Annotated in this window: 17 protein-coding genes, 1 other RNA gene and 2 pseudogenes; 9 read left to right on the top strand and 11 right to left on the bottom strand. The window is 46.1% G+C overall.

Going from position 1 to position 19,803, the window contains the following annotated elements:
* Positions 1-315: 315 nt before the first annotated feature.
* The 4 genes from BZJ21_RS13480 to BZJ21_RS13470 are packed head-to-tail and all read right to left on the bottom strand — an operon-like array spanning position 316 to position 3,397.
* Positions 316-747, bottom strand: a complete 432-nt coding sequence (locus BZJ21_RS13480; RefSeq protein WP_158075538.1) for a type II secretion system protein — start codon at positions 745-747, stop codon at positions 316-318.
* Position 748: 1 nt separating this feature from the next.
* Positions 749-2,179, bottom strand: a complete 1,431-nt coding sequence (locus BZJ21_RS16340; RefSeq protein WP_158075537.1) for a hypothetical protein — start codon at positions 2,177-2,179, stop codon at positions 749-751.
* The gene (locus tag BZJ21_RS13475) at positions 2,176-2,826 is read right to left on the bottom strand and encodes a PulJ/GspJ family protein (protein ID WP_077670040.1); all 651 of its coding nucleotides are present in this window, start codon (positions 2,824-2,826) and stop codon (positions 2,176-2,178) included. Before BZJ21_RS13475 ends, BZJ21_RS16340 begins: the two co-directional genes overlap by 4 nt.
* The gene (locus BZJ21_RS13470) at positions 2,813-3,397 is read right to left on the bottom strand and encodes a pilus assembly FimT family protein (protein ID WP_077670039.1); all 585 of its coding nucleotides are present in this window, start codon (positions 3,395-3,397) and stop codon (positions 2,813-2,815) included. Before BZJ21_RS13470 ends, BZJ21_RS13475 begins: the two co-directional genes overlap by 14 nt.
* A gap of 99 nt (positions 3,398-3,496) precedes the next feature.
* Here BZJ21_RS13470 and BZJ21_RS13465 point away from each other — a divergent pair, with 99 nt between their 5' ends.
* Positions 3,497-3,994: a type IV pilin protein gene (locus tag BZJ21_RS13465; protein ID WP_077670038.1), complete on the top strand. Its 498-nt coding sequence runs from the start codon at positions 3,497-3,499 to the stop codon at positions 3,992-3,994.
* Between the two features lie 49 nt (positions 3,995-4,043).
* Here BZJ21_RS13465 and dnaJ read toward each other — a convergent pair whose 3' ends face one another.
* The 3 genes from dnaJ to grpE form a co-directional block, all read right to left on the bottom strand.
* Positions 4,044-5,195: a molecular chaperone DnaJ gene (gene dnaJ / locus BZJ21_RS13460; protein ID WP_021024339.1), complete on the bottom strand. Its 1,152-nt coding sequence runs from the start codon at positions 5,193-5,195 to the stop codon at positions 4,044-4,046.
* Positions 5,196-5,314: 119 nt separating this feature from the next.
* Entirely contained in the window at positions 5,315-7,237 is a 1,923-nt protein-coding gene (gene dnaK / locus BZJ21_RS13455) for a molecular chaperone DnaK (protein WP_077670037.1), read from the bottom strand.
* Positions 7,238-7,463: 226 nt separating this feature from the next.
* The gene (gene grpE, locus BZJ21_RS13450; RefSeq protein WP_021024341.1) at positions 7,464-8,108 is read right to left on the bottom strand and encodes a nucleotide exchange factor GrpE; all 645 of its coding nucleotides are present in this window, start codon (positions 8,106-8,108) and stop codon (positions 7,464-7,466) included.
* Between the two features lie 171 nt (positions 8,109-8,279).
* On the opposite strand from grpE, the gene nadK reads away from it, so the two are divergent.
* The 3 genes from nadK to bamE all read left to right on the top strand — a co-directional run bounded on the left by nadK (position 8,280) and on the right by bamE (position 11,620).
* Entirely contained in the window at positions 8,280-9,161 is an 882-nt protein-coding gene (gene nadK / locus BZJ21_RS13445; protein ID WP_077461837.1) for an NAD(+) kinase, read from the top strand.
* A 192-nt stretch (positions 9,162-9,353) separates the two neighbouring features.
* Positions 9,354-11,021 carry a DNA repair protein RecN gene (recN, locus tag BZJ21_RS13440; protein WP_077461836.1) on the top strand — a complete coding sequence of 556 codons (1,668 nt, stop codon included), beginning with the start codon at positions 9,354-9,356 and terminating at the stop codon, positions 11,019-11,021.
* Between the two features lie 242 nt (positions 11,022-11,263).
* On the top strand, positions 11,264-11,620 hold the full coding sequence (gene bamE / locus BZJ21_RS13435) for an outer membrane protein assembly factor BamE (protein ID WP_021024344.1): 357 nt from the start codon (positions 11,264-11,266) through the stop codon (positions 11,618-11,620).
* Positions 11,621-11,718: 98 nt separating this feature from the next.
* Here bamE and BZJ21_RS13430 read toward each other — a convergent pair whose 3' ends face one another.
* Positions 11,719-12,066, bottom strand: a complete 348-nt coding sequence (locus BZJ21_RS13430; RefSeq protein ID WP_021024345.1) for an RnfH family protein — start codon at positions 12,064-12,066, stop codon at positions 11,719-11,721.
* Complete coding sequence (locus BZJ21_RS13425; RefSeq protein WP_021024346.1) at positions 12,059-12,490, bottom strand: SRPBCC family protein; 432 nt, start codon at positions 12,488-12,490, stop codon at positions 12,059-12,061. The genes BZJ21_RS13430 and BZJ21_RS13425 overlap by 8 nt, the downstream gene beginning before the upstream one ends.
* Before the next feature lie 154 nt (positions 12,491-12,644).
* Between BZJ21_RS13425 and smpB the strand changes: the two genes are divergently transcribed.
* From smpB to BZJ21_RS13410, 3 genes are all read left to right on the top strand, one after another.
* Positions 12,645-13,130 carry an SsrA-binding protein SmpB gene (gene smpB, locus BZJ21_RS13420; RefSeq protein WP_077461835.1) on the top strand — a complete coding sequence of 162 codons (486 nt, stop codon included), beginning with the start codon at positions 12,645-12,647 and terminating at the stop codon, positions 13,128-13,130.
* Positions 13,131-13,176: 46 nt separating this feature from the next.
* Positions 13,177-13,543: a transfer-messenger RNA gene (gene ssrA, locus BZJ21_RS13415) on the top strand.
* Between the two features lie 165 nt (positions 13,544-13,708).
* Positions 13,709-14,947, top strand: a complete 1,239-nt coding sequence (locus BZJ21_RS13410; protein WP_077670036.1) for an integrase domain-containing protein — start codon at positions 13,709-13,711, stop codon at positions 14,945-14,947.
* 329 nt (positions 14,948-15,276) lie between these two features.
* Here BZJ21_RS13410 and BZJ21_RS13405 read toward each other — a convergent pair.
* Positions 15,277-15,694 (bottom strand): annotated as a pseudogene (locus BZJ21_RS13405) (IS4 family transposase); the annotation flags it as partial.
* A gap of 210 nt (positions 15,695-15,904) precedes the next feature.
* Here BZJ21_RS13405 and BZJ21_RS13400 point away from each other — a divergent pair.
* Together BZJ21_RS13400 and BZJ21_RS13395 are read left to right on the top strand one after the other, a co-directional pair.
* On the top strand, positions 15,905-17,716 hold the full coding sequence (locus BZJ21_RS13400; protein ID WP_077670035.1) for a restriction endonuclease subunit M: 1,812 nt from the start codon (positions 15,905-15,907) through the stop codon (positions 17,714-17,716).
* Positions 17,709-19,181 carry a hypothetical protein gene (locus BZJ21_RS13395; RefSeq protein ID WP_201788227.1) on the top strand — a complete coding sequence of 491 codons (1,473 nt, stop codon included), beginning with the start codon at positions 17,709-17,711 and terminating at the stop codon, positions 19,179-19,181. The genes BZJ21_RS13400 and BZJ21_RS13395 overlap by 8 nt, the downstream gene beginning before the upstream one ends.
* A gap of 291 nt (positions 19,182-19,472) precedes the next feature.
* On the opposite strand, the pseudogene BZJ21_RS13390 reads toward BZJ21_RS13395, so the two are convergent.
* Positions 19,473-19,706: pseudogene (locus BZJ21_RS13390) on the bottom strand (IS5/IS1182 family transposase); the annotation flags it as partial.
* Between the last annotated feature and the right edge of the window lie 97 nt (positions 19,707-19,803).

Below are 19,803 nucleotides of genomic sequence, written 5' to 3'. Positions count from 1 at the left end.
GGTCACTCAGTTCATCGAATAAATCTTTTTGTCTATTCTCAACGAGTGCCCACACAGATTGCATAGGTCAAATTGTTAAAGAGCGCCGCTCATCGTTGATCGGGAGTGGCATAATACGCCACTTTGGCATTGAGTCAAGCATTTTGTTTTGCTTGTCTGTATTGCCGTTGTTAGCTCGGCTTGCCGTGCCAACGAGAGCGCATTATAGAGAGGTAATTTTTTGGCGCAAGGGGTTTTTGATAAAAACAGCACAAGCGATTAAAAACCAACCAAACGGGTGATAACTCACTCGTTTGCGGCGTTCATAGACGCTTATTACATACCTTGGTGTCGAAGCGTTGACCCTGTGAAGTAAAATCTCAGCGCCTGCTCCTTATTTCGGTTATCTTGCCAGCGAACTTCTAATACGAGTGTTTTCGCATAAACACCACCATCATCGGTGAGCACATTTTTAATCTCAGTCACTGCCAGTTGGTAACCAGTATCTTCAGTATCTATCAAGCATTTTGCTAAACGGCTCAACTTCATGACTACAGTATGGCTTGCACTGCAGGGCGTATCCGTGTTCATTAAACGCCAATGCGCCAGTTGGTTACTAGCAACATGCATAGCCCCTTCAGCCAAGCGCGCATTGTGTTGCTTAACTTGAATATCGACAGTGAGTGTATAAATACCTGCGCCCGTTACCGCTACTAACACTAACGCAATCAATATTTCTATAAAGGAAAAACCTCGCGCTCGCAACATGCTATCCCTCCTCATAAGGCGGTTTGATGTCATGATAGCTATTACCGAGTGGACGCCACTGCTTAAGACCTTTAAAACTCTGCTGTACCGTTTCATCACTGTAGGTTGGTTGAAATGAACCATACACCACGGAATGGCCATCCGGCACATCAGTAATAAATGCGCCTTTGGTGATGAAACTACCGTGAAACCAAAAAGGGACACGGCTTGCTTGATCAGGATTGGTGACTGTTGATGTGATCATTTCGCAAAGTTCTTGGATATTACTATCGTCGTGAGAGCAAGACATCCCGCCAGATTCGGAGATGGTCATCCCCCATTGCTCAGCAAATTCTCTCGCATTCAGATTATCGGTGTTAAACTGATATACCACTCCTTTAAAGGGTTTAATCGCACCACGCAGCGCCACAATGCCATCTTGCACAACCAGTAAAATCGGAGGTTCACTTGGTAACGCCTTTAAACCCTCTCGGCTTAGATCACAAGGCCCATCCACCCAGACTTTTGCATTCGCTCTCTCTCTGTGTTTACTGCTAGCGACTGCATTCAATAGAGTTTCATAACATAACGACGGATCATCTTGGGTATTAACAACAAAACCGCCTTGTCGCTCAAATTGCTCTCTGACTGTTTCCCACTGCGCGCGAGGGACACCAAAGTAATCGTTGAACAAGTCCATATTCTCAACGTTGGTTTGCACATCTTTTTTTAGTCGCGCGCCGGTTTCATCGCGACTATCTGCCACTGTGTAGTCGCTAACCTCCGTTTTATATTCGGGGGCGCACTCATCGCTACCATCTAAGCGAACGGTAAATCTGTTTTGACTTTTTTCCTCTTCATTCTTTGAGCTCTCTGAGCTCTCTGAACTCTTTGACTGATTCTCACCGAGCGTGCGCGGACGAATCATGACATCGCCCCCCGCCATAATTGAATGGCATTCATATAAACCATCCTCTCGCTTTTTTCCTTTTACCGGTCGCCATGTATTGCCACCGTAAAACGCGGCGGATCCAGAAGTGACAAACGAACTTCTTCGCGCGCCGGTGGCTTTTGCCAGAGTCACCCCGACTTGTTGCTGTGCATGAGTTGCGTAAAGATGCCACATCCCGCGCTTACTGTTTTGCCATGGCGCCAACCATAATTGACTTTGCGCGACGTTTTGACAGGGAGAAAGTTGTTCTAGTGCTTGGGCGATATCATCGTTGGATAACTCAATGCCATCATGCTGAATTTTAGCCACCGCACAGTCGAGAGCGGCCCAAGCTTTAGAAAGTGATTGCTCGGTTTTGACTCTCGCTTGCGTCTGTTGGATATCATTAACCGCACGTCGACTGACTCCTAACACAATGAGAAGTGCAATCAGTGCAACACTCGCAACCACCGCAAGCGTTGCTATGCCTTGGTCGTACTTATGTTTTCTGATGCATTTCATGGTGAAACAACCGTATTAGCTAAAACCAAGGTTCTCGACACTTGTTCACGTTCACTAGGTTGACGTTTTAATGAGGCGGAAAGTTCGATCGTTAACGCAGTAATACGTCGCCCTGTCTCCGTCCGCGTCTCATCACGAGAAAAGGCTAAATGCGTGACCTTCAATGCTCGGGATGAAATATCTCGCCAGTACCCTGACTCACATGACCAATTTTTGGTGTCTTGGTGATTTTCATAAGCCTCTATCGCCTGTGATTCTGCATCGAAACGAAATCCTTTGGCATCGTCTTTATCAATAGTTTGCGTGGAGTGAGTACGCCCTTGTTGGTACGCAAATCGCAAACATTGCCCGCTAGATTGCTCAGGCACTTCATCAATTAACACAATGTGCGCCTCATCTCCGCTTTTAAATACGTAAGGGGAAGTCCTGCCGCATTGATAACAGAGGGCTGCACGGCGAATATCTGCCTCCATAAAGGTAAGAAGGCGACTTATTTCTAAAGACAAAAACGTTTTATTATCCAGACGCGTTTGTGTCGCCGTCGCTGTTGTCATCACCGCCAGTGCCGCGATAGTGACTATCATACTCACCGTCAGCCCCACCAAGAGTTCAACCAATGAATGGCCTTTACAGTTAGCTGCAAGCACTGGCTACCTCCCGCCACGGACAAACATCAAAGCCAAGGTACTGGCGAACGGTGACAATGTAATCCGGTGTGCTGGCAAGATCGCGGCTTAGACCAAGCGTGAGATTATGACTGGGTCGCTGTGTGCGAAAATCGATAGTAAATAGATCCCCGTCAGGCAATAACACCCACCCCTCACTCACTTTCTTTTTTAATTGAATTGCTTTAGGTAGCCTGACCATAGCTAATGTGGTTTGTTGACACGATATTTTTGCCATCGCGCCCGTTCTACTCACACTGTTCGCTTTTTCGTTGACCGGTTGAGCAATAATGCATTGCGTATTTTCGTCTTGATGCAAAATAAGACGATATGCTTGGCTCTGATTGATCGCACGACTTTGAGTCAGTTGGAATAAGCTTGTCAGCTCTGCACTGCGACTGGCCATTACGGCCACTTGGCGTGAATAGGTAAAGCTAGGAAATGCGATGGCACAAATAACCGCTAACACACTCAATACAATCAATAATTCAATCAATGTTACGCCATGTTGCTGTAGCCTACTTGGCGTGAATTGGGTACGGTGAAAACGCATACTGCCTCCCAAGATCGCCGCCTGCCGATTGAGCGCAGACTACCACTCTCATAAGCTCTGTATGCGTTTGGTAATTGAGTCTTCGAGGGGCACGTAGAAATGCGTTTATATTTTTGTCGCTATTTACAACATGGCGTGACACTGATCGAAATGATGCTTGTACTGGCCATCATCGCAACACTTGCAGGGATTGCCATCCCCAGCTATGCCGAGCACCAACAACAACAGACGCGGCAAGCGGCGACTCGACATTTAATTCAGTTACAAGCGTGGGTAGAGCAGAAATTTACGATGGCTGAGCAATATCCGTCGGTATCAGATGTCGCTAAGTTAGAAGAGGTGCTATGTGCGGATTGTCAGCTCTCACCGGATTATCGGTTCGAAGTCCAAGGTGGGAAGGCAGCCTATAAGATCCTTGCTCACCCTCGAACAAGTTACCCCCAAATCGATGACGCATGTGCTACCTTGGTCCTCCATACGAACGGACTGATAACGTCGACCTCATCAAATGCATCTTGTCCTTTACCGCATGATCGATCAACAAATACGTTTTCGTCAGGCATAAAAAAAGCCAGCACAAAGCTGGCCTTTCTATGATGACTGAGGATTCAACACTGGCTAACCCGTATGCACGAGGCCCAGTTGCTTATCCGGTTAAATCATCAAAAAACTTTTTGACACCGTCAAAGAAGCCCTCTGATTTTGGCTTGTGTTTTTTCGCTTCAGTGCCACTAAAAGACTCTTCTAGCTCTTGTAGAAGCTCTTTTTGACGGCTGCTTAAGTTCACTGGCGTTTCGACAACCATCTTACAGATCAGGTCCCCCATACCGCCGCCACGAACAGACTGCACCCCTTTACCGCGCATACGGAACATGCGTCCTGTTTGCGTTTCTGCTGGCACTTTTAAGCTTACACGACCATCAAGGGTAGGCACTTCAACCTCGCCACCTAGCGCGGCCATGGTGAAACTCACCGGTACTTCACAATACAAGTTGTTGCCATCCCGGGTGAAAATGTGGTGTTCACGAACGTGTACTTGAACGTATAAGTCGCCCGCTGGCGCACCATTTTCTCCCGCTTCACCTTCACTTGATAAGCGAATACGATCGCCTGTATCAACCCCCGCTGGGATTTTCACATTCAAGTGCTTGGTCTCTTTGACGCGACCTTGACCGTGGCAGCTATTACAAGGGTCTTTGATAATGGTACCGCTGCCGTGACACGTTGGGCAGGCCTGCTGAACCGCAAAGAAACCTTGGCGCATTTGTACTTGGCCAATACCGTTACAGGTCCCACAGGTTTGCTTCTTAGTCCCCGGTTTCGCACCACTACCATCGCACGTCGAACAGCCGACATAGGTGGGCACTTCGATCTCTTTGCTGACGCCACGGACCGCTTCTTCAAGCGTTAGCTCCATGTTGTAGCGTAAATCGGCACCACGTTGTGCGCGTTGCTGACCACCGCGACGACCTCCGCCGAATATATCGCCGAATACGTCACCAAAAATATCGCTAAAGTCAGCACCACCGCCGCCAAAGCCGCCACCGCCGAAGCCGCCGCCTCCCATGCCACCTTGTTCAAAGGCTGCATGACCATATTGGTCGTAGGCTGCACGTTTTTGCGGATCGGTCAGTATTTCGTATGCCAACTTCACTTCTTTAAATTTTTCGTCGGCATCATCGCCTTTATTGCGGTCTGGGTGATACTTCATCGCCAGCCGCTTATAGGCCTTTTTAATATCGCGCTCGCTTGCATCGCGGCTTAAGCCGAGCACTTCATATAAATCTCTTTTAGACATGGTCTGACTGCACCTGTTTACGTCAACAAAACAAAGACGTTCAAATCACTGTTTGATAAAACGACGGGCGAAGGAGATCGCTCCCCTACGCCCGTGCTTATTAACGACAGTGCTTTCGCTTATTTCTTGTCGTCGTCTTTAACTTCTTCGAACTCAGCATCAACAACGTCGTCGTCTTGTTTTGCTGAATCGGCACCGGCGTCTTGCTGCGCCTGCTCATTTTGAGCTTGCTGCTGGGCAATTTCCATCAGTTTTGATGAAGCCGCAACCAGTGCTTGAACCTTCGCATCGATGTCTTCTTTATCTTCACCGTTGCGTGCGGTTTCCAGCTCAGAGATAGCTGTTTCGATCTTCTCTTTGTCTTCAGCAGGCAATTTGTCACCCGCTTCGTCCATTTGCTTGCGTGTACCATGAATGAGCTGATCCGCTTGGTTACGGGCAGTCACTAACTCTTCGAACTTTTTGTCCGCTTCTTTGTTAGCTTCTGCTTCTTGTACCATTTTCTCAACGTCTTCATCGCTTAGGCCACCAGACGCTTGGATGGTGATCTTCTGCTCTTGACCGGTTTGCTTATCAGTTGCAGACACGTTCAAGATACCATCCGCGTTCAAGTCGAAAGTCACTTCAATTTGTGGCGTGCCACGTGGCGCTGGCTGAATACCTTCTAGGTTAAACTGACCCAGTGATTTGTTATGCATGGCTTGCTTACGCTCACCTTGGATCACATGAATCGTTACCGCGCTTTGGTTGTCTTCAGCGGTTGAGAACACTTGATTCGCCTTAGTCGGAATCGTCGTGTTTTTCTCAATCAGCTTGGTCATCACACCGCCCATGGTTTCGATACCCAGCGACAGTGGCGTGACGTCAAGCAGTAGTACGTCTTTAACATCGCCAGACAGTACACCACCCTGTGCAGCCGCACCCATTGCAACCGCTTCATCCGGGTTCACGTCCTTACGTGCATCCTTACCGAAGTACTCTGCAACTTTTGACTGAACCATAGGCATGCGGGTTTGACCACCGACCAAGATAACATCCGTGATTTCATCAACAGACAGCTCAGCGTCTGCCAAGGCCACTTTCATTGGTTCGAGTGAACGTTGAACCAGATCTTCAACCAGTGATTCCAGCTTGGCACGAGTAATCTTGATGTTCATGTGCTTAGGACCGGTTGCGTCCGCGGTCACATAAGGCAAGTTCACGTCTGTTTGCTGCGCAGAAGACAGTTCAATCTTCGCTTTCTCAGCCGCTTCTTTGACACGCTGCATCGCGAGCGGGTCTTGACGCAGATCGATGCCTTGCTCTTTCTTAAATTCGTCGACCAAGTAGGTGATCAAACGGTTATCGAAGTCTTCACCACCCAAGTGGGTGTCACCGTTGGTTGCCAGTACTTCGAAGGTTTGCTCACCATCGACTTCATCAATTTCGATGATAGAGATATCGAACGTACCACCACCTAGGTCATAAACCGCGATAGTGCGATCGCCACCTTTCTTATCAAGGCCGTAAGCCAATGCTGCCGCTGTAGGCTCGTTGATAATACGTTTAACTTCTAGTCCCGCAATACGACCAGCATCCTTAGTCGCTTGACGCTGAGAGTCATTAAAGTAAGCAGGAACAGTGATTACCGCGCCAGTCACTTCTTCGCCGAGGAAGTCTTCAGCGGTTTTCTTCATTTTCTTCAACACTTCAGCTGACACTTGTGGCGCGGCCATTTTTTGGCCTTTCGCTTCAACCCAAGCATCACCGTTATCTGCCTTCACAATTTTGAAAGGCATGATACTGATGTCACGCTGTACTTCTTCATCTTCGAAGCGGCGACCGATCAGACGCTTAATCGCGTATAGGGTGTTTTCTGGGTTTGTCACTGCCTGGCGCTTCGCAGGCTGGCCGACAAGTGTTTCACCATCTTGTGTGTAAGCGATAACGGATGGCGTTGTACGATCACCTTCTGCGTTTTCAATTACGCGCGTTTTTTCACCGTCTAGTACGGCGACACATGAGTTGGTTGTACCCAAGTCAATACCAATGATTTTACCCATCTGGTGCTCTCCGAAATTCGTTCTGTGGCTGTAGTTCGTTACCCTTTATGTGGGGGTAACTGTGAGAGGTTCAACCCCCTCACCGCAAATTTTTATTTGTTGCTGCCGTTTAAATAAGGGCAGCACGGCACTTTTCAAGGGCTAGCAGCAAAAAAATCCGTGTTCGTCACTCACGTATCACAAGCGGAGTAACAAATTAACTATTGATGCTATGCCCTTATTAAAATCACGCTTTTTCGTCGACGTTGCCTTGTGCGGCTTTCGATACCATCACCATCGCTGGACGTACCACGCGACCATTTAACTCATAGCCTTTTTGCATCACCATCATTACAGTGTTTGGCTCATGCTCAGTGCTTTCTTGGATCGTCATCGCTTGGTGAAGCTCAGGGTTAAAAGGTTGGCCTTGTGGGTCAATCGCTTTCAAACCAAACTTATCAATGGTATCCATCATGGTTTTTAGCGTCAGCTCTACCCCTTCAACCATGGGCTTGATCGATTCATCTTCCTTATCCGCCATCTCGACAGCACGCTCAAGGTTGTCGATAACGGGCAGCAACTCACTGGCAAACTTCTCCAGTGCAAACTTTCGCGCTTTCTCTACTTCTTGCTCTGAGCGACGACGCATATTGTCTACGTCAGCACGGGCACGAAGCACACTGTCTTGTTGCTCTTGCACTTTGGCTTCACTGGCTTCAAGTGCTGCTTCTAACTCTGTAATGCGTGCAATCATGGCTTCGGTTTCCTCTTGCTCAATGTCTGCACTACCGCTTGCCTGTTGCTCAACCGTCTGCTCTGCATCTTTGCCTTCAGCAGCTTGCGCATCTTTCATCGCTTCTTGCTCTTGCTTAACTTTCTGTTCTTCGCTCATGATCACTCCGACACAAATGGCATTGCCCAGCGCGCACTGGGACTGTTTAACTTGATTGTGGAAGTATTATGGGGATGAATCTTTATGATTCAACCGCCCACATAACGCAAATCACGACAATCCTTTTTTTACCGCGTTATACTGGGCACAAATAACGATGGGATCCTGATTATGTCGACACCATTCCAGCGCATTGCTTTAATTGGTAAACCTCGCAACCCAGACGCGGTGAATACACACATCGGCCTTTATCATTGGCTCACCGAGCGCGGTTACGAGGTGTGCATTGATACACGCTTGAGTACCAATTTAGGGCTACCCGACGCGCACTATCTGGATTTGGTTAATATTGGTCAGCACGCTGATCTCGCGATCGTTATCGGTGGCGACGGTAATATGCTCGGCGCCGCCCGCGTACTGTCACGAAGCGATATAAAAGTGATTGGTGTAAACCGCGGTAATTTAGGCTTTTTGACTGACCTGGATCCCGATGCCTTTGAAAATGCCCTAGATGCCGTTTTGAGTGGCGACTACATGGAAGAAGACCGCTTTTTGCTTGAGACAGAGATCCATCGTCACGATCAGGTTAAAAGCCATAATGCTTCGCTCAACGAGGCCGTTTTACACCCAGGGCAAGTGGCTCACATGATTGAGTTTGAGGTCTATATTAACGAGCATTTCGCCTTTTCGCAGCGCTCAGATGGGATCATTATTTCAACGCCGACGGGATCAACAGCCTATAGCTTATCAGGTGGCGGCCCCATCTTATCCCCCAGCCTCAACGCTATTTCTTTAGTCCCTATGTTCCCCCATACCCTATCAAGCCGGCCTTTGGTGGTAGATGGTAATCGCCGGATTAAATTATTAGTGTCTCCCGATAACCGCGGCACACTGGAAGTCAGTTGTGATGGGCAAGTTTCTTTGCCAGTGAATCCGGGCGATGAGGTCCATATTTACAAAAGCCCCGCCACACTCAAACTCATTCACCCCAAAGACTATAATTATTACAATACGTTACGTAAAAAGCTGGGTTGGTCTTCAAAGCTGTTCTGACGCGGCTGTTTTTTCATATCAACGTTATTTTCCTTCTTCCTGTTGGTATGCAAAACAGGCCAGCCACTTTTTGTCCATTTTTTGTGCGCCTCATCCCATTCACAATAATTCTCACTGAACAGTATTCACTGGATGAAAAAACAGTATATACTGTATCTATACACAGTTGTTGATAGATACAGGTGTTTTCCTATGTTAGCCGATATAACCATTCAAAACTTTGCCATCGTTAAATCCTTGGAGTTGGAGTTTAGTAAAGGCATGACGGCGATAACCGGTGAGACCGGGGCAGGTAAATCTATTTCTATTGATGCGCTAGGCTTATGCTTAGGTGACCGCGCCGATGCCAATATGGTGCGCCCAGGGGAAAAGCGCGCTGAAATATCGACCAGCTTCACCTTGGAACAAAACAGTGCGGCGCGACGCTGGTTACAAGATAACGAATTAGAAGACGGTGACGATTGTATTTTAAGACGCGTAATCACTAAAGAAGGGCGGTCACGCGCTTATATCAATGGCAATCCGGTTCCTGCTTCTCAGCAAAAAGCACTTGGGCAACTTTTGATCAACATTCACGGTCAACATGCACATCAACAACTGTTACGCCCTGAGCACCAAATTACGTTGCTTGACCAATATGCGGGTCATCAATCGTTGATCGATAAAATGGCAACGCGCTATCAACGTTGGCGTCGCACAAAAAATGAGCTAAAAGCACTGATAAAGAAAAAGGATGATATTGAGGCGCAACAACAGCTGCTTGAGTATCAAGTGGGCGAACTCAATGAACTTGCGCTTGGTGAAGACGAATATCAGCAAATTGAAGAAGAGCATAAACGCTTATCCAACAGTGGTGATATCGCGATGACAAGCCAAGCAGTGGTTGATCTGCTCTGCGATGGCGAAGAAAGCAATACACTTGGCCTACTAACTGCTGCGCAACAACGTTTGAATGAATTAGCGACACTAGACAATCACTTCTCTCCACTGGCTGAAATGCTCGAAGAAGCTAGAATTCAAACTCAAGAAACCAGTCAGGAGATCGCTCGTTATCTTGATCAACTCGACATGGATCCGCAGCGTTTACAATATTTAGATCAACGCATGGCTACCATTATGAGTTTGTCACGCAAACACCATGTTCAACCAGAGGTGCTGTATAGCACACATCAACAGTTGATAACGGAGCTAGAAAAACTCGCGCACAATGATGAGGCCATTGAGCAGCTTCAAGCCGAAGTCGACAAGCAATTCGCAGACTGTTTAGACACAGCAGAAAAGCTCAGTAAAAGCCGTCGTCGTTATGCTAAAGAGCTCAATAAACTCATTACCCAAAGCATGCATCAGCTCAGCATGGAACACGGCAGTTTTGAAATCCAAGTCGAAAATAAAGCACAGACCCACCTAAGTCCTCTAGGCGGCGATGCGGTCGCATTTTTGGTCTCGACCAACCCCGGCCAGCCTTTACAACCACTCGCAAAGGTCGCATCAGGTGGTGAGCTATCGCGGATCTCCCTCGCTATTCAAGTGATTACAGCACAAAAAGTGGAAACACCTAGCCTTATCTTTGACGAGGTTGATGTCGGTATTAGCGGGCCAACCGCCGCCATTGTGGGTCAATTATTACGTCAGCTTGGCGAATCGACCCAAGTTATGTGTGTCACCCATTTGCCACAAGTTGCCGGCTGTGGTCATCAACAAATGTTTGTCGCCAAAGAGACTGACCAAGGCACGACGACCACTCGCATGTACCCACTCGATTACCAGGCCCGTATTAATGAGCTGGCCCGTTTGCTTGGTGGCAGTGAAATTACCGAGCGTACTTTAGCAAATGCCGAAGATCTGCTCATTGCCGCTTAAAAAAACACGGCATTGATCACATGCTTGCTCGAGGGAAGTGTGCAACGTTCACTTTCCTCGGTTATTTCTTTTCCCATTGCGAACTTTTTCACGTTATGACCCTCCAAACGCTAGTCGTTGGCAGGTTTTTTACATATATTCTCTGCTTGTTTATACTCGACGCGCTATGCACCGCAGGCACCGCTTGCAAAACGTACTGAGTGACGTGATTTGCCCTCAACGAGACAGTGAAGATATTAACTATGGGTTGGAAAAAAGCCGCCGTTGCCTCTCTAATGGCGATTGCCATTATGGGTTGCTCTTATGCCGAAAAACTGGTTTATCGTGTAGATATCAATCAAGGCAACTATATTGAAGAAAAGGCCGTAGACTCATTGAAGTTTGGCATGACGAAAGAGCAGGTCAAATTCCTTCTCGGCCCACCGATGTTGGTTGAGTCTGGCTACCCAAACACTTGGTACTTCGTACAGTGGCAACAGCCGGGCCACCAAGATCCAACGCAAAAAGATTTAGTGCTCTCGTTTGATGATAATAATCAATTAGTCAGCATGAGTGGTGACTATGAGCCGGGCGACCAGTTTTTTGAGGCTGTGCAATAAGCAGTGACAGCCATTGGCTCGTTAAAAGGCGCCGGATATCGGCGCCTTTACTGTGATTATTTATCGCTTGAGCAAGGCCAAGCATCGGTGTTCGACGGTTAGCGCTTACGCTTGGTATCAACCCGTCCACCTGTCACAGGATCGGCCTTGCCCTCTTGCTTCGCTCGTTCAGCTCGACGGCGGCGAATTTCCTTCGGATCAGCTTGGAGTGGCCGATAGATCTCAATCCGATCACCCTCTCTTACTTGCGCGTCAAGCTTCACCGGTCGGCTAAAAATACCCACTTTGTTGGTGGACAAATCAATGTCAGGGTACGCGCTCAAGATACCCGACTGGCGGATAATCTCTTCAACACTTGTATCAGCCTTAACGACACAATTAAAGATGCGTTGCTCATTCGGTAGCGGATACACCACTTCCACATGCACCAGAGTCTCTTCACTCATAAATCGCTTTCGCTCGCTCTGTAAACGCTTTTACCATACTGCTGGTTAACTCACTAAAAATGCGCCCAAACGCTGCTTCCACCAGACGGTTAGTGAATTCAAACTCAAGGTTTAACTCTATCTTACACGCATCACTCGACAACGGCGTAAATTGCCACCCCCCACTTAAACGCTTAAACGGACCGTCAACTAAGGTCATATCAATACGCGCATTGTCGGTTAAGTAATTTTTTGTTGTAAACGTCTTCTTTATGCCCGCTTTGGCCACGTCCAGTGAAGCGACCATGGTTGAGTCTGTGTGCTCTATCAATCGAGTGCTCACACATCCGGGCAAAAACTCGGGGTACGCTTCAACATCGTTCACCAAGGCAAACATTTGCTCAGCACTGAACGGCACTAAAGCCGAGCGGATGATTTGCGGCATAGGGACTCCTTAAAGTTAACCGCGAGATAATACCACTGAGGTCGCCTTTCACCAATGTTAGCGGCTAGCATATCTAAGAAAGTCATGCGGTTTGTCTAACAGCATGCGATAATCCTTTCATTCTTCGACACATCGCCTTTATAATGCGCGGACTATGGCTAAGAAAAACGCAAAGAACAAAGCAAATAGCAACACCATTGCGCTGAATAAAAAAGCACGCTTTGAGTACTTTATTGAAGATGACTTCGAAGCGGGGCTAGAGCTGCAAGGTTGGGAAGTGAAAGCACTTCGATCAGGCAAAGCCAATATCAGCGAAAGCTATGTGTTGCTCAAAGACGGGGAAGCCTTTTTGTTCGGGGCAACGATCACCCCGCTGAATGTCGCCTCCACGCATGTGGTCGCTGATCCACAGCGCACCCGTAAGCTCTTGCTCAAACGGCGGGAGCTTGATACCTTACTGGGTAAGGTTAATCGAGACGGTTTCACCGTGGTGGCATTGTCTTTATACTGGAAAAAATCATTTGCTAAGCTCAAAATAGGCTTAGCGAAAGGTAAAAAATTACACGATAAACGTGATACCGCGAAAGACAGAGACTGGCAGCGTCAAAAATCCAGGATCATGAAACACTCAGCGCGGTAATCGTTGACGCGGCAGATCAATGTGTTAGACTCTGCCGCAACACTCTGGGGCTGATTCAGGATTCGACAGGATTGAGAAGGCCCGTGGAGCATGCCGAGGGGCGGTTGGCCTCGTAAAAAGCCGCAAAAAAATAGTCGCAAACGACGAAAACTACGCACTAGCAGCTTAATAACCTGCTGAGTGCCTATCCTCTCTAGCCTTCGCCTGTAGGACGGGGAATCAGGATAGTCAAAACCAAACAGGATCGCGTGGAGGCTTTGACCCAAGAGCTGAAGCGTTAAACATAAGTTGGGTATGTCTTTGTGTGGCGTGTTTGTCCGCAGCACTCTGACGAGACTAAAGACAAACTAAGCATGTAGCGCCATCGGTTAGACTGATTCTGGACGCGGGTTCAACTCCCGCCAGCTCCACCAATCGATTGGAAAAGACGCCTTAGGGCGTCTTTTTTATTGCCTTAAATAACTTAAAATCAATAACTTAGCATTCATCAAGGTCCATAGAGGTCCACCAACCGCTTTGATTTTTAGGTACACCGAGGTGTACACTGATGAAAATGGAGGCTGAGAGGTGTACCCATTATGGCTAAAATCATAGCTAAGCTTACGGATAAGAAGATAAAAGCAGCAACGCCAGAAGATAAAGAGTACCTGCTCTATGATGGCGACGGACTCAGACTAAGAGTTAAACCAACCGGCTCTAAGCTTTGGCTTTTTAATTACCTGCGTCCATTCACCAAAAAGCGCACCAACCTCAGCCTCGGTGCCTATCCCACTGTTACCCTATCTCAAGCGCGTAAAGCAACCATGGATGCAAGGGCCCTCCTCGCTCAAAACATCGATCCTAAGGAACACCGTGAAGAGCAACAAAGGCAAGAGATTGCGCTCACCGAACACACGGTAGAGAAAGTCGCCTACCAGTGGTTCGAGCTGAAAAAAGAGCAAGTGACTGAGGGATACGCGACCGACATATGGCGCTCTCTGGAACGTCACATTTTTCCAAAGCTTGGCGCTACTCCCCTTTCCAAAATCACTGCCCCTATGGTAATAGATGCCTTAAAGCCCATTGAAGCATCGGGCAGCCTAGAGACATTAAAGCGCTTGGTCCAACGACTAAACGAAATGATGAACTACGCGGTTAACTGTGGCCTTATCCACGCTAATCCGCTATCGGGCATTGGCGCTGCATTTAAAAAGCCCAAAAAGAACCATATGGCAGCGTTAACTCCCGATGAACTACCAGAGTTAATGCAAAAGCTTGCTTACGCGAATATTAAGCGGGTTACCCGGTGCCTAATCGAATGGCAGCTACACACCATGACGCGACCAGCAGAAGCCGCTGCTGCACGATGGGATGAAATAGACTGGGATAACGAACTATGGATTATCCCGGCGGAGAGGACAAAAAAAAGAAGAGAGCACCGGATCCCACTCACAGAGCAGATGCTGGCGATATTAGAAGTGATCAAGCCGATAAGTGGCCATCGTGATTTTATTTTTCCTTCAGATCGTGATCCGCAAAAACCTTGTAATAGCCAAACGGCCAATATGGCACTAAAACGAATGGGGTTTGCCGACCGGCTCGTGAGTCATGGGCTACGCTCCCTGGCAAGTACAACACTGAACGAGCAGGGTTTTGATTCAGACCTCATCGAGTCCGCACTTGCCCACGTTGATGACAACCAGGTACGGAGTGCATATAACCGGACAGACTACATCGAACGCCGACGCCCAATGATGTGCTGGTGGAGTGGACACATCGAGCAAGCGGCTAAAGGCAGCCTATCAGTGACTGGGACTAAGCAACTGAAAGTGATCTAACCATAGAAGCCGATAAAAACTCGCTACCTGAATACTCTGCTCTCCCTGAGTGGGAGGCCAAGCAATCTACCCACCATACCGAAGCAGGTGTGGTTAGAGCACATCAAATAAGGGTTTTACGGTCATTCAAATAAACCAAAAATCGCTCTGAATACGGGAGCCGTCAAATCTCATTGCCGCCTAGACTCTTTACTTTGCCTGCATGAATGTACAAGTATTAGGTTTAATATTCGCTTTTAGCTGATCAATGGCAGTAAAGGTGACAATATCGATGGGTCAGCTTTACGTCGGCGATAACGTCGATAGGTGGGTCAATTTTGAACTGGCGTTGACAGTGGAAAGGCCTTTTCATATAAAGTGACCGAACGCCTTTGGAGCGCCACAGACGCTCGCAGCACCATAAGTCGCTTGTAGTTCACGGATATCAGACCAATCGACGAGCACCACTGGCATGGTGTTGCCTGCACAGATAAAACGTTCATGCCAACGGTAAACGGCGAGCCTCTCCTGATGCAGGTGATGGTTACCAAACAGGCGATCCATCCGCTTTATGTTATGTTTGGCTCTGGCTTGGCAAGGTAAGTGACGACCAAACTCAGTGAGCGTTAGCGTTAGCGTTAGCGTTAGCGTTAGCGTTTTACTATCAAGCAATGCTCGACACGCTAACATCAAGCTATTTAGTCGCTTTAAGTGCAGTTCAGGGCAGAATTGGTAGAGAGAATCGTGTAATATATTGAATTCGCACACCTTGTTGTCTGGTTGCTTGTTTTTTGGCGAAATCATTTGATCACATAACAGGATGTGCATCTACCTTAACTTGATGATTTTTATCTAAATCATCAGGGGGTTCCTCAGTACTAAGCTTTATGAACGGACATTGATTTAGTGTTTCTTAAACTAAGTCTCCGCTGTTAAACTAACTAAAACGGTGTAAACAATCTCTTTAGTGGGTGAAAAATGGAAGTAAAAGAGGGTTACTTAAAAGACTACGTAAGTGGACAGGTAATAAAAGCTACGCCAGAAGAGGTAGAAGCAGTTCAAGTCTTTTCTAGGGTCCTAGTTGAAGATTATGGGTATCCTGCAGAATATTTGCAGACTCGCCCTCAATGGAGAGTAAAAGTTAGGCCCTCTGACAACAGAAAGGAGTATCCTGTAGATATCGCTGTATTCTCGTCAGATTCTCACTCTGAAGAGAATATACAAATTATTGTTGAGTGCAAGAAAAAAAATAGAAAAGATGGAAGGAGTCAGCTTGAAGATTATTTAAGATTTTCTAAGGCTCGAATTGGTGTTTGGTTTAATGGAGATGAACGGGCTTATATCTTAAAGAGAGAGGAAGATGGGAAAGTTACTTTCTCTGACCTTCCAAATATACCCAGATACGGTCAAAGATTGGAAGATATAGGTAGGTTTACAAGGAAAGACCTTATCCCCGCAACCAACTTAAAATCTGTTTTTAAAACGATACGCAATTATTTAGCGGCGAATGCTGTTGGAATAACTAGAGACGAAGTTTTCGCTCAACAGTTAATAAACCTTATTTTCACTAAAATTTATGATGAGCGATTCACTAAACCAGATGACTTCGTAACTTTCCGCGCAGGGGTAGACGAACCAGAAGAAGATGTAAAAGGAAGAATTGTTGATCTCTTTGAAAAAGTAAAGGAGCAATATAGCGACGTTATTGAGGTAGCTGATAGCATAAAGTTAGATGAAAAAACCTTGTCGTATGTTGTTGGTGAGCTCCAACAATATTCTCTGCAGGAAAGTGCTCGTGATGCAGTTGGAGATGCTTTCGAAGTTTTCATAGGTCCCTCACTAAAAGGTGGACAAGGACAATTCTTCACTCCAAGAAATGTAGTCAAGATGATGGTCGATATGATCGACCCATGCGTAAACTCCAAGATTATAGACCCAGCATGCGGAAGCGGTGGCTTCTTAGTCGAATCTCTTCGTCACGTTTGGAAGAAAGTTGAAAGCAACGGCTCAGAATACGGCTGGCCTAGTAACGAGATAGAAGCGGAAAAACAAAAAGTTGCGATAAAGAATTTTCGAGGAATTGATAAAGATTATTTTTTGAGCAAAGTGGCTAAAGCATATATGGCCATACTCGGTGATGGTCGCGGAGGAGTTTTCTGCGAGAATAGTTTAGAAAGTAAGGAGAACTGGAGCTCATCAACTCAAGATTATGTCCCTTTTGGCGGATTTGATGTGGTTATTACTAACCCACCATTCGGTAAAAAATTGGCAATAGACTCTGAGGATATCTTAAAGAACTATGATCTAGGACATAAGTGGAAACATGACTCCGACTCAGACGCTTACGAGAAGGGAAATGTTTTAGATAAACAAACACCTCAGATACTTTTTATAGAGCGATGTTTAGATTTGCTAAGGCCTGGAGGGACTTTAGGAATAGTTCTATTAGAAAGTATATTCGGCATGCCAAAATATCGACACGTCGTAGATTACATACAAAGAAAAACTAAAATTAAAGCTGTCGTGACGATGCCAGAGGATTTGTTTCAACCACATACCCACGCGAAGTGTTGTATTTTGATTTGTGAAAAAAAATCTAATGAGCAAGAGCAAGAGCAAGAGCAAGAGCAAGAGCAAGTTCACGATATCTTTATGTGTGACGTTAAGTGGTGTGGCCATGACAGCAGAGGAAACCCAACGATAAGAGTAAATGCTGACGGAGAGGAAGAGTTGTTAGATGATATTCCTTTTGTGGCAGAAAAGTATCTGAGAGGGCCTTCAGATGATTGACTTTTGGCTAAATAGTGATCGTGTAAAAAACAAAGTATTTATTCCAAAGTATTATGACCCAGATATAGATCTTAACTTAGCAAAGCTCGAAGACACCCACCAACTTTTAAAAGTCGGCGATCTTGTTTCAAGAGAGGTGCTAAAGCTTGAAACAGGACATGAAATTGGGAAGTTAGCTTACGGAACGGGTGATATACCATTCGTCAGAACCTCTGATATAGCTAATTGGGAAACACGTAGCATCCCTAAACAAGGTGTTTCTGAAGATATATATGAAACTTACAAAGTTAAACAGGATGTTGCGGTTGGTGATATCCTTTTGGTTCGAGATGGGACTTACCTAATCGGAACTAATTGTATTATCACTGAGCTAGACAAGAAAATAGTCTATCAGTCTCATTTATTGAAGATACGGGTTAACAAAGATTTCATAGACCCTTACGCTATTTTTCTAGCTCTAAATTCTGAGATAGTTCAACGACAAATTCGTAGCTTCCAGTTTACAGCTGATACTATCGACACAATAGGAAACAGGTTCTTGGATGTTGTACTTCCAATTCCCCGTGATTTGTCACTCACAGCTCGTTTAAGTGCAGAGGCAAAGTTGGCAATGGAGGAGCGAGAAAAGGGAAAAGCTTTTATTAAACAAGCACCAGTAATCCTAGAGGAGACTCTTCTTACCGGGAAGTTAGACTACATCGATGAATTTTTCGCGAGCGATCTTGAAGAAATCGTTGATGAGTTAAAGCAAGATACAATTACTTCAGAATTTGGAAAATTTGAAGCATTTTGGAGAAGAAGCTCGGATATCAAGGATAAAATTCTTTTACCAAAATACTATAACCCAGAGGTTGAGAAAGAGCTTTCTGGTTTATCAGTAAATTGTGAATGTGTATCGATCGGTAGCCTAATAGACGCGGGAGTGATTAGTGACAAAACTGGTGTTGAAATAGGCAAGATGGCTTATGGCACTGGTGATATACCTTTTATTAGAACCAGCGATTTTTGTAACTGGGAAATGAAGCACAATCCAAAGCAAGGAATATCACAAGACATATATGACAAGTATTGTGGAAAAATAGACCTTAAGAAAGGTGATATTTTCTTAGTTAGGGATGGTACATACCTAGTGGGTGGTAGCTGTATCGTAACAGATAGAGACACGAAAGCTCTTTTTTGTGGTGGCTTGTATAAACTGAGGGTAGAGGATCAAAGCGAGTTAGATGAGTGGTTACTTTTGGCTTTACTGAATACTTATGTAGTTAAGCGACAACTTAGAACCAAGCAATTTACTCGAGATGTTATTGACACACTTGGTAGGAGGTTGTATGAGGTTATCTTACCGATACCAAAAGATAAAAAGGTAAGACAAGGTCTATCTGACAAAGTGCGAAGAGTTGTAGAGATGAGGCTTGATAATAGAGATAAAATTATGGAATTGTCGCAGCAACTAACGCACGTTTGAAAAATACAATATAGATTGGGCATCTAGTTCAAACCAAAGTAGTTCAACCCAAAGCTTTTTAGTTGTATACAGATGCCTAATTTCTTATCCCTCAAGTTTTAGAAGATTAGAGCCAGAAATACGGGCTGACTAGGGACAAAAATACAAGTGAGTCCCACTGATTTGTTAGGACTGTTTGTTAAGATGAGCCGGAGAATTGCATTACATCTTGATGCGATTCCTTAGGGCTCTTAGAGGCGTTGTTGATCAAATCATTCACCTAACGCACTGATCCCAATGGGATTGCTCCCATCAATCAACTCGGTAACTTACAGGCATACCAAGTCTTATGACTTTGTTTATCGCTTTCAAGTTGGCCAATGCTTCGCCAACTTGTGCATCGTAGTTACGTAGAGTCAGCTCAGGGCTGATTAACGTTTTGTATCGAGACATGCCTGTTTCTGACAGAGAGCGTTGGTGATAACCCTCTTCTTGTTTCCAGTCTTCCAAGTTACCCGATTTCAAGGCGCTGACGGCTGCATTGCGGTAAGCGGTTAATAAACCGGTGAACGCCTACTCGACATCACTGAGATCCACACACCATGGCATCAGATCTGACATATCATCCGATGGCGACCGTTTG

It is taken from the genome of Salinivibrio costicola subsp. alcaliphilus, from assembly GCF_001996185.1.
GTDB lineage: Bacteria > Pseudomonadota > Gammaproteobacteria > Enterobacterales > Vibrionaceae > Salinivibrio > Salinivibrio costicola.
The sequence above is the reverse complement of the archived record's forward strand: the minus strand, read 5'-3'. Positions and strand labels throughout refer to the sequence as shown.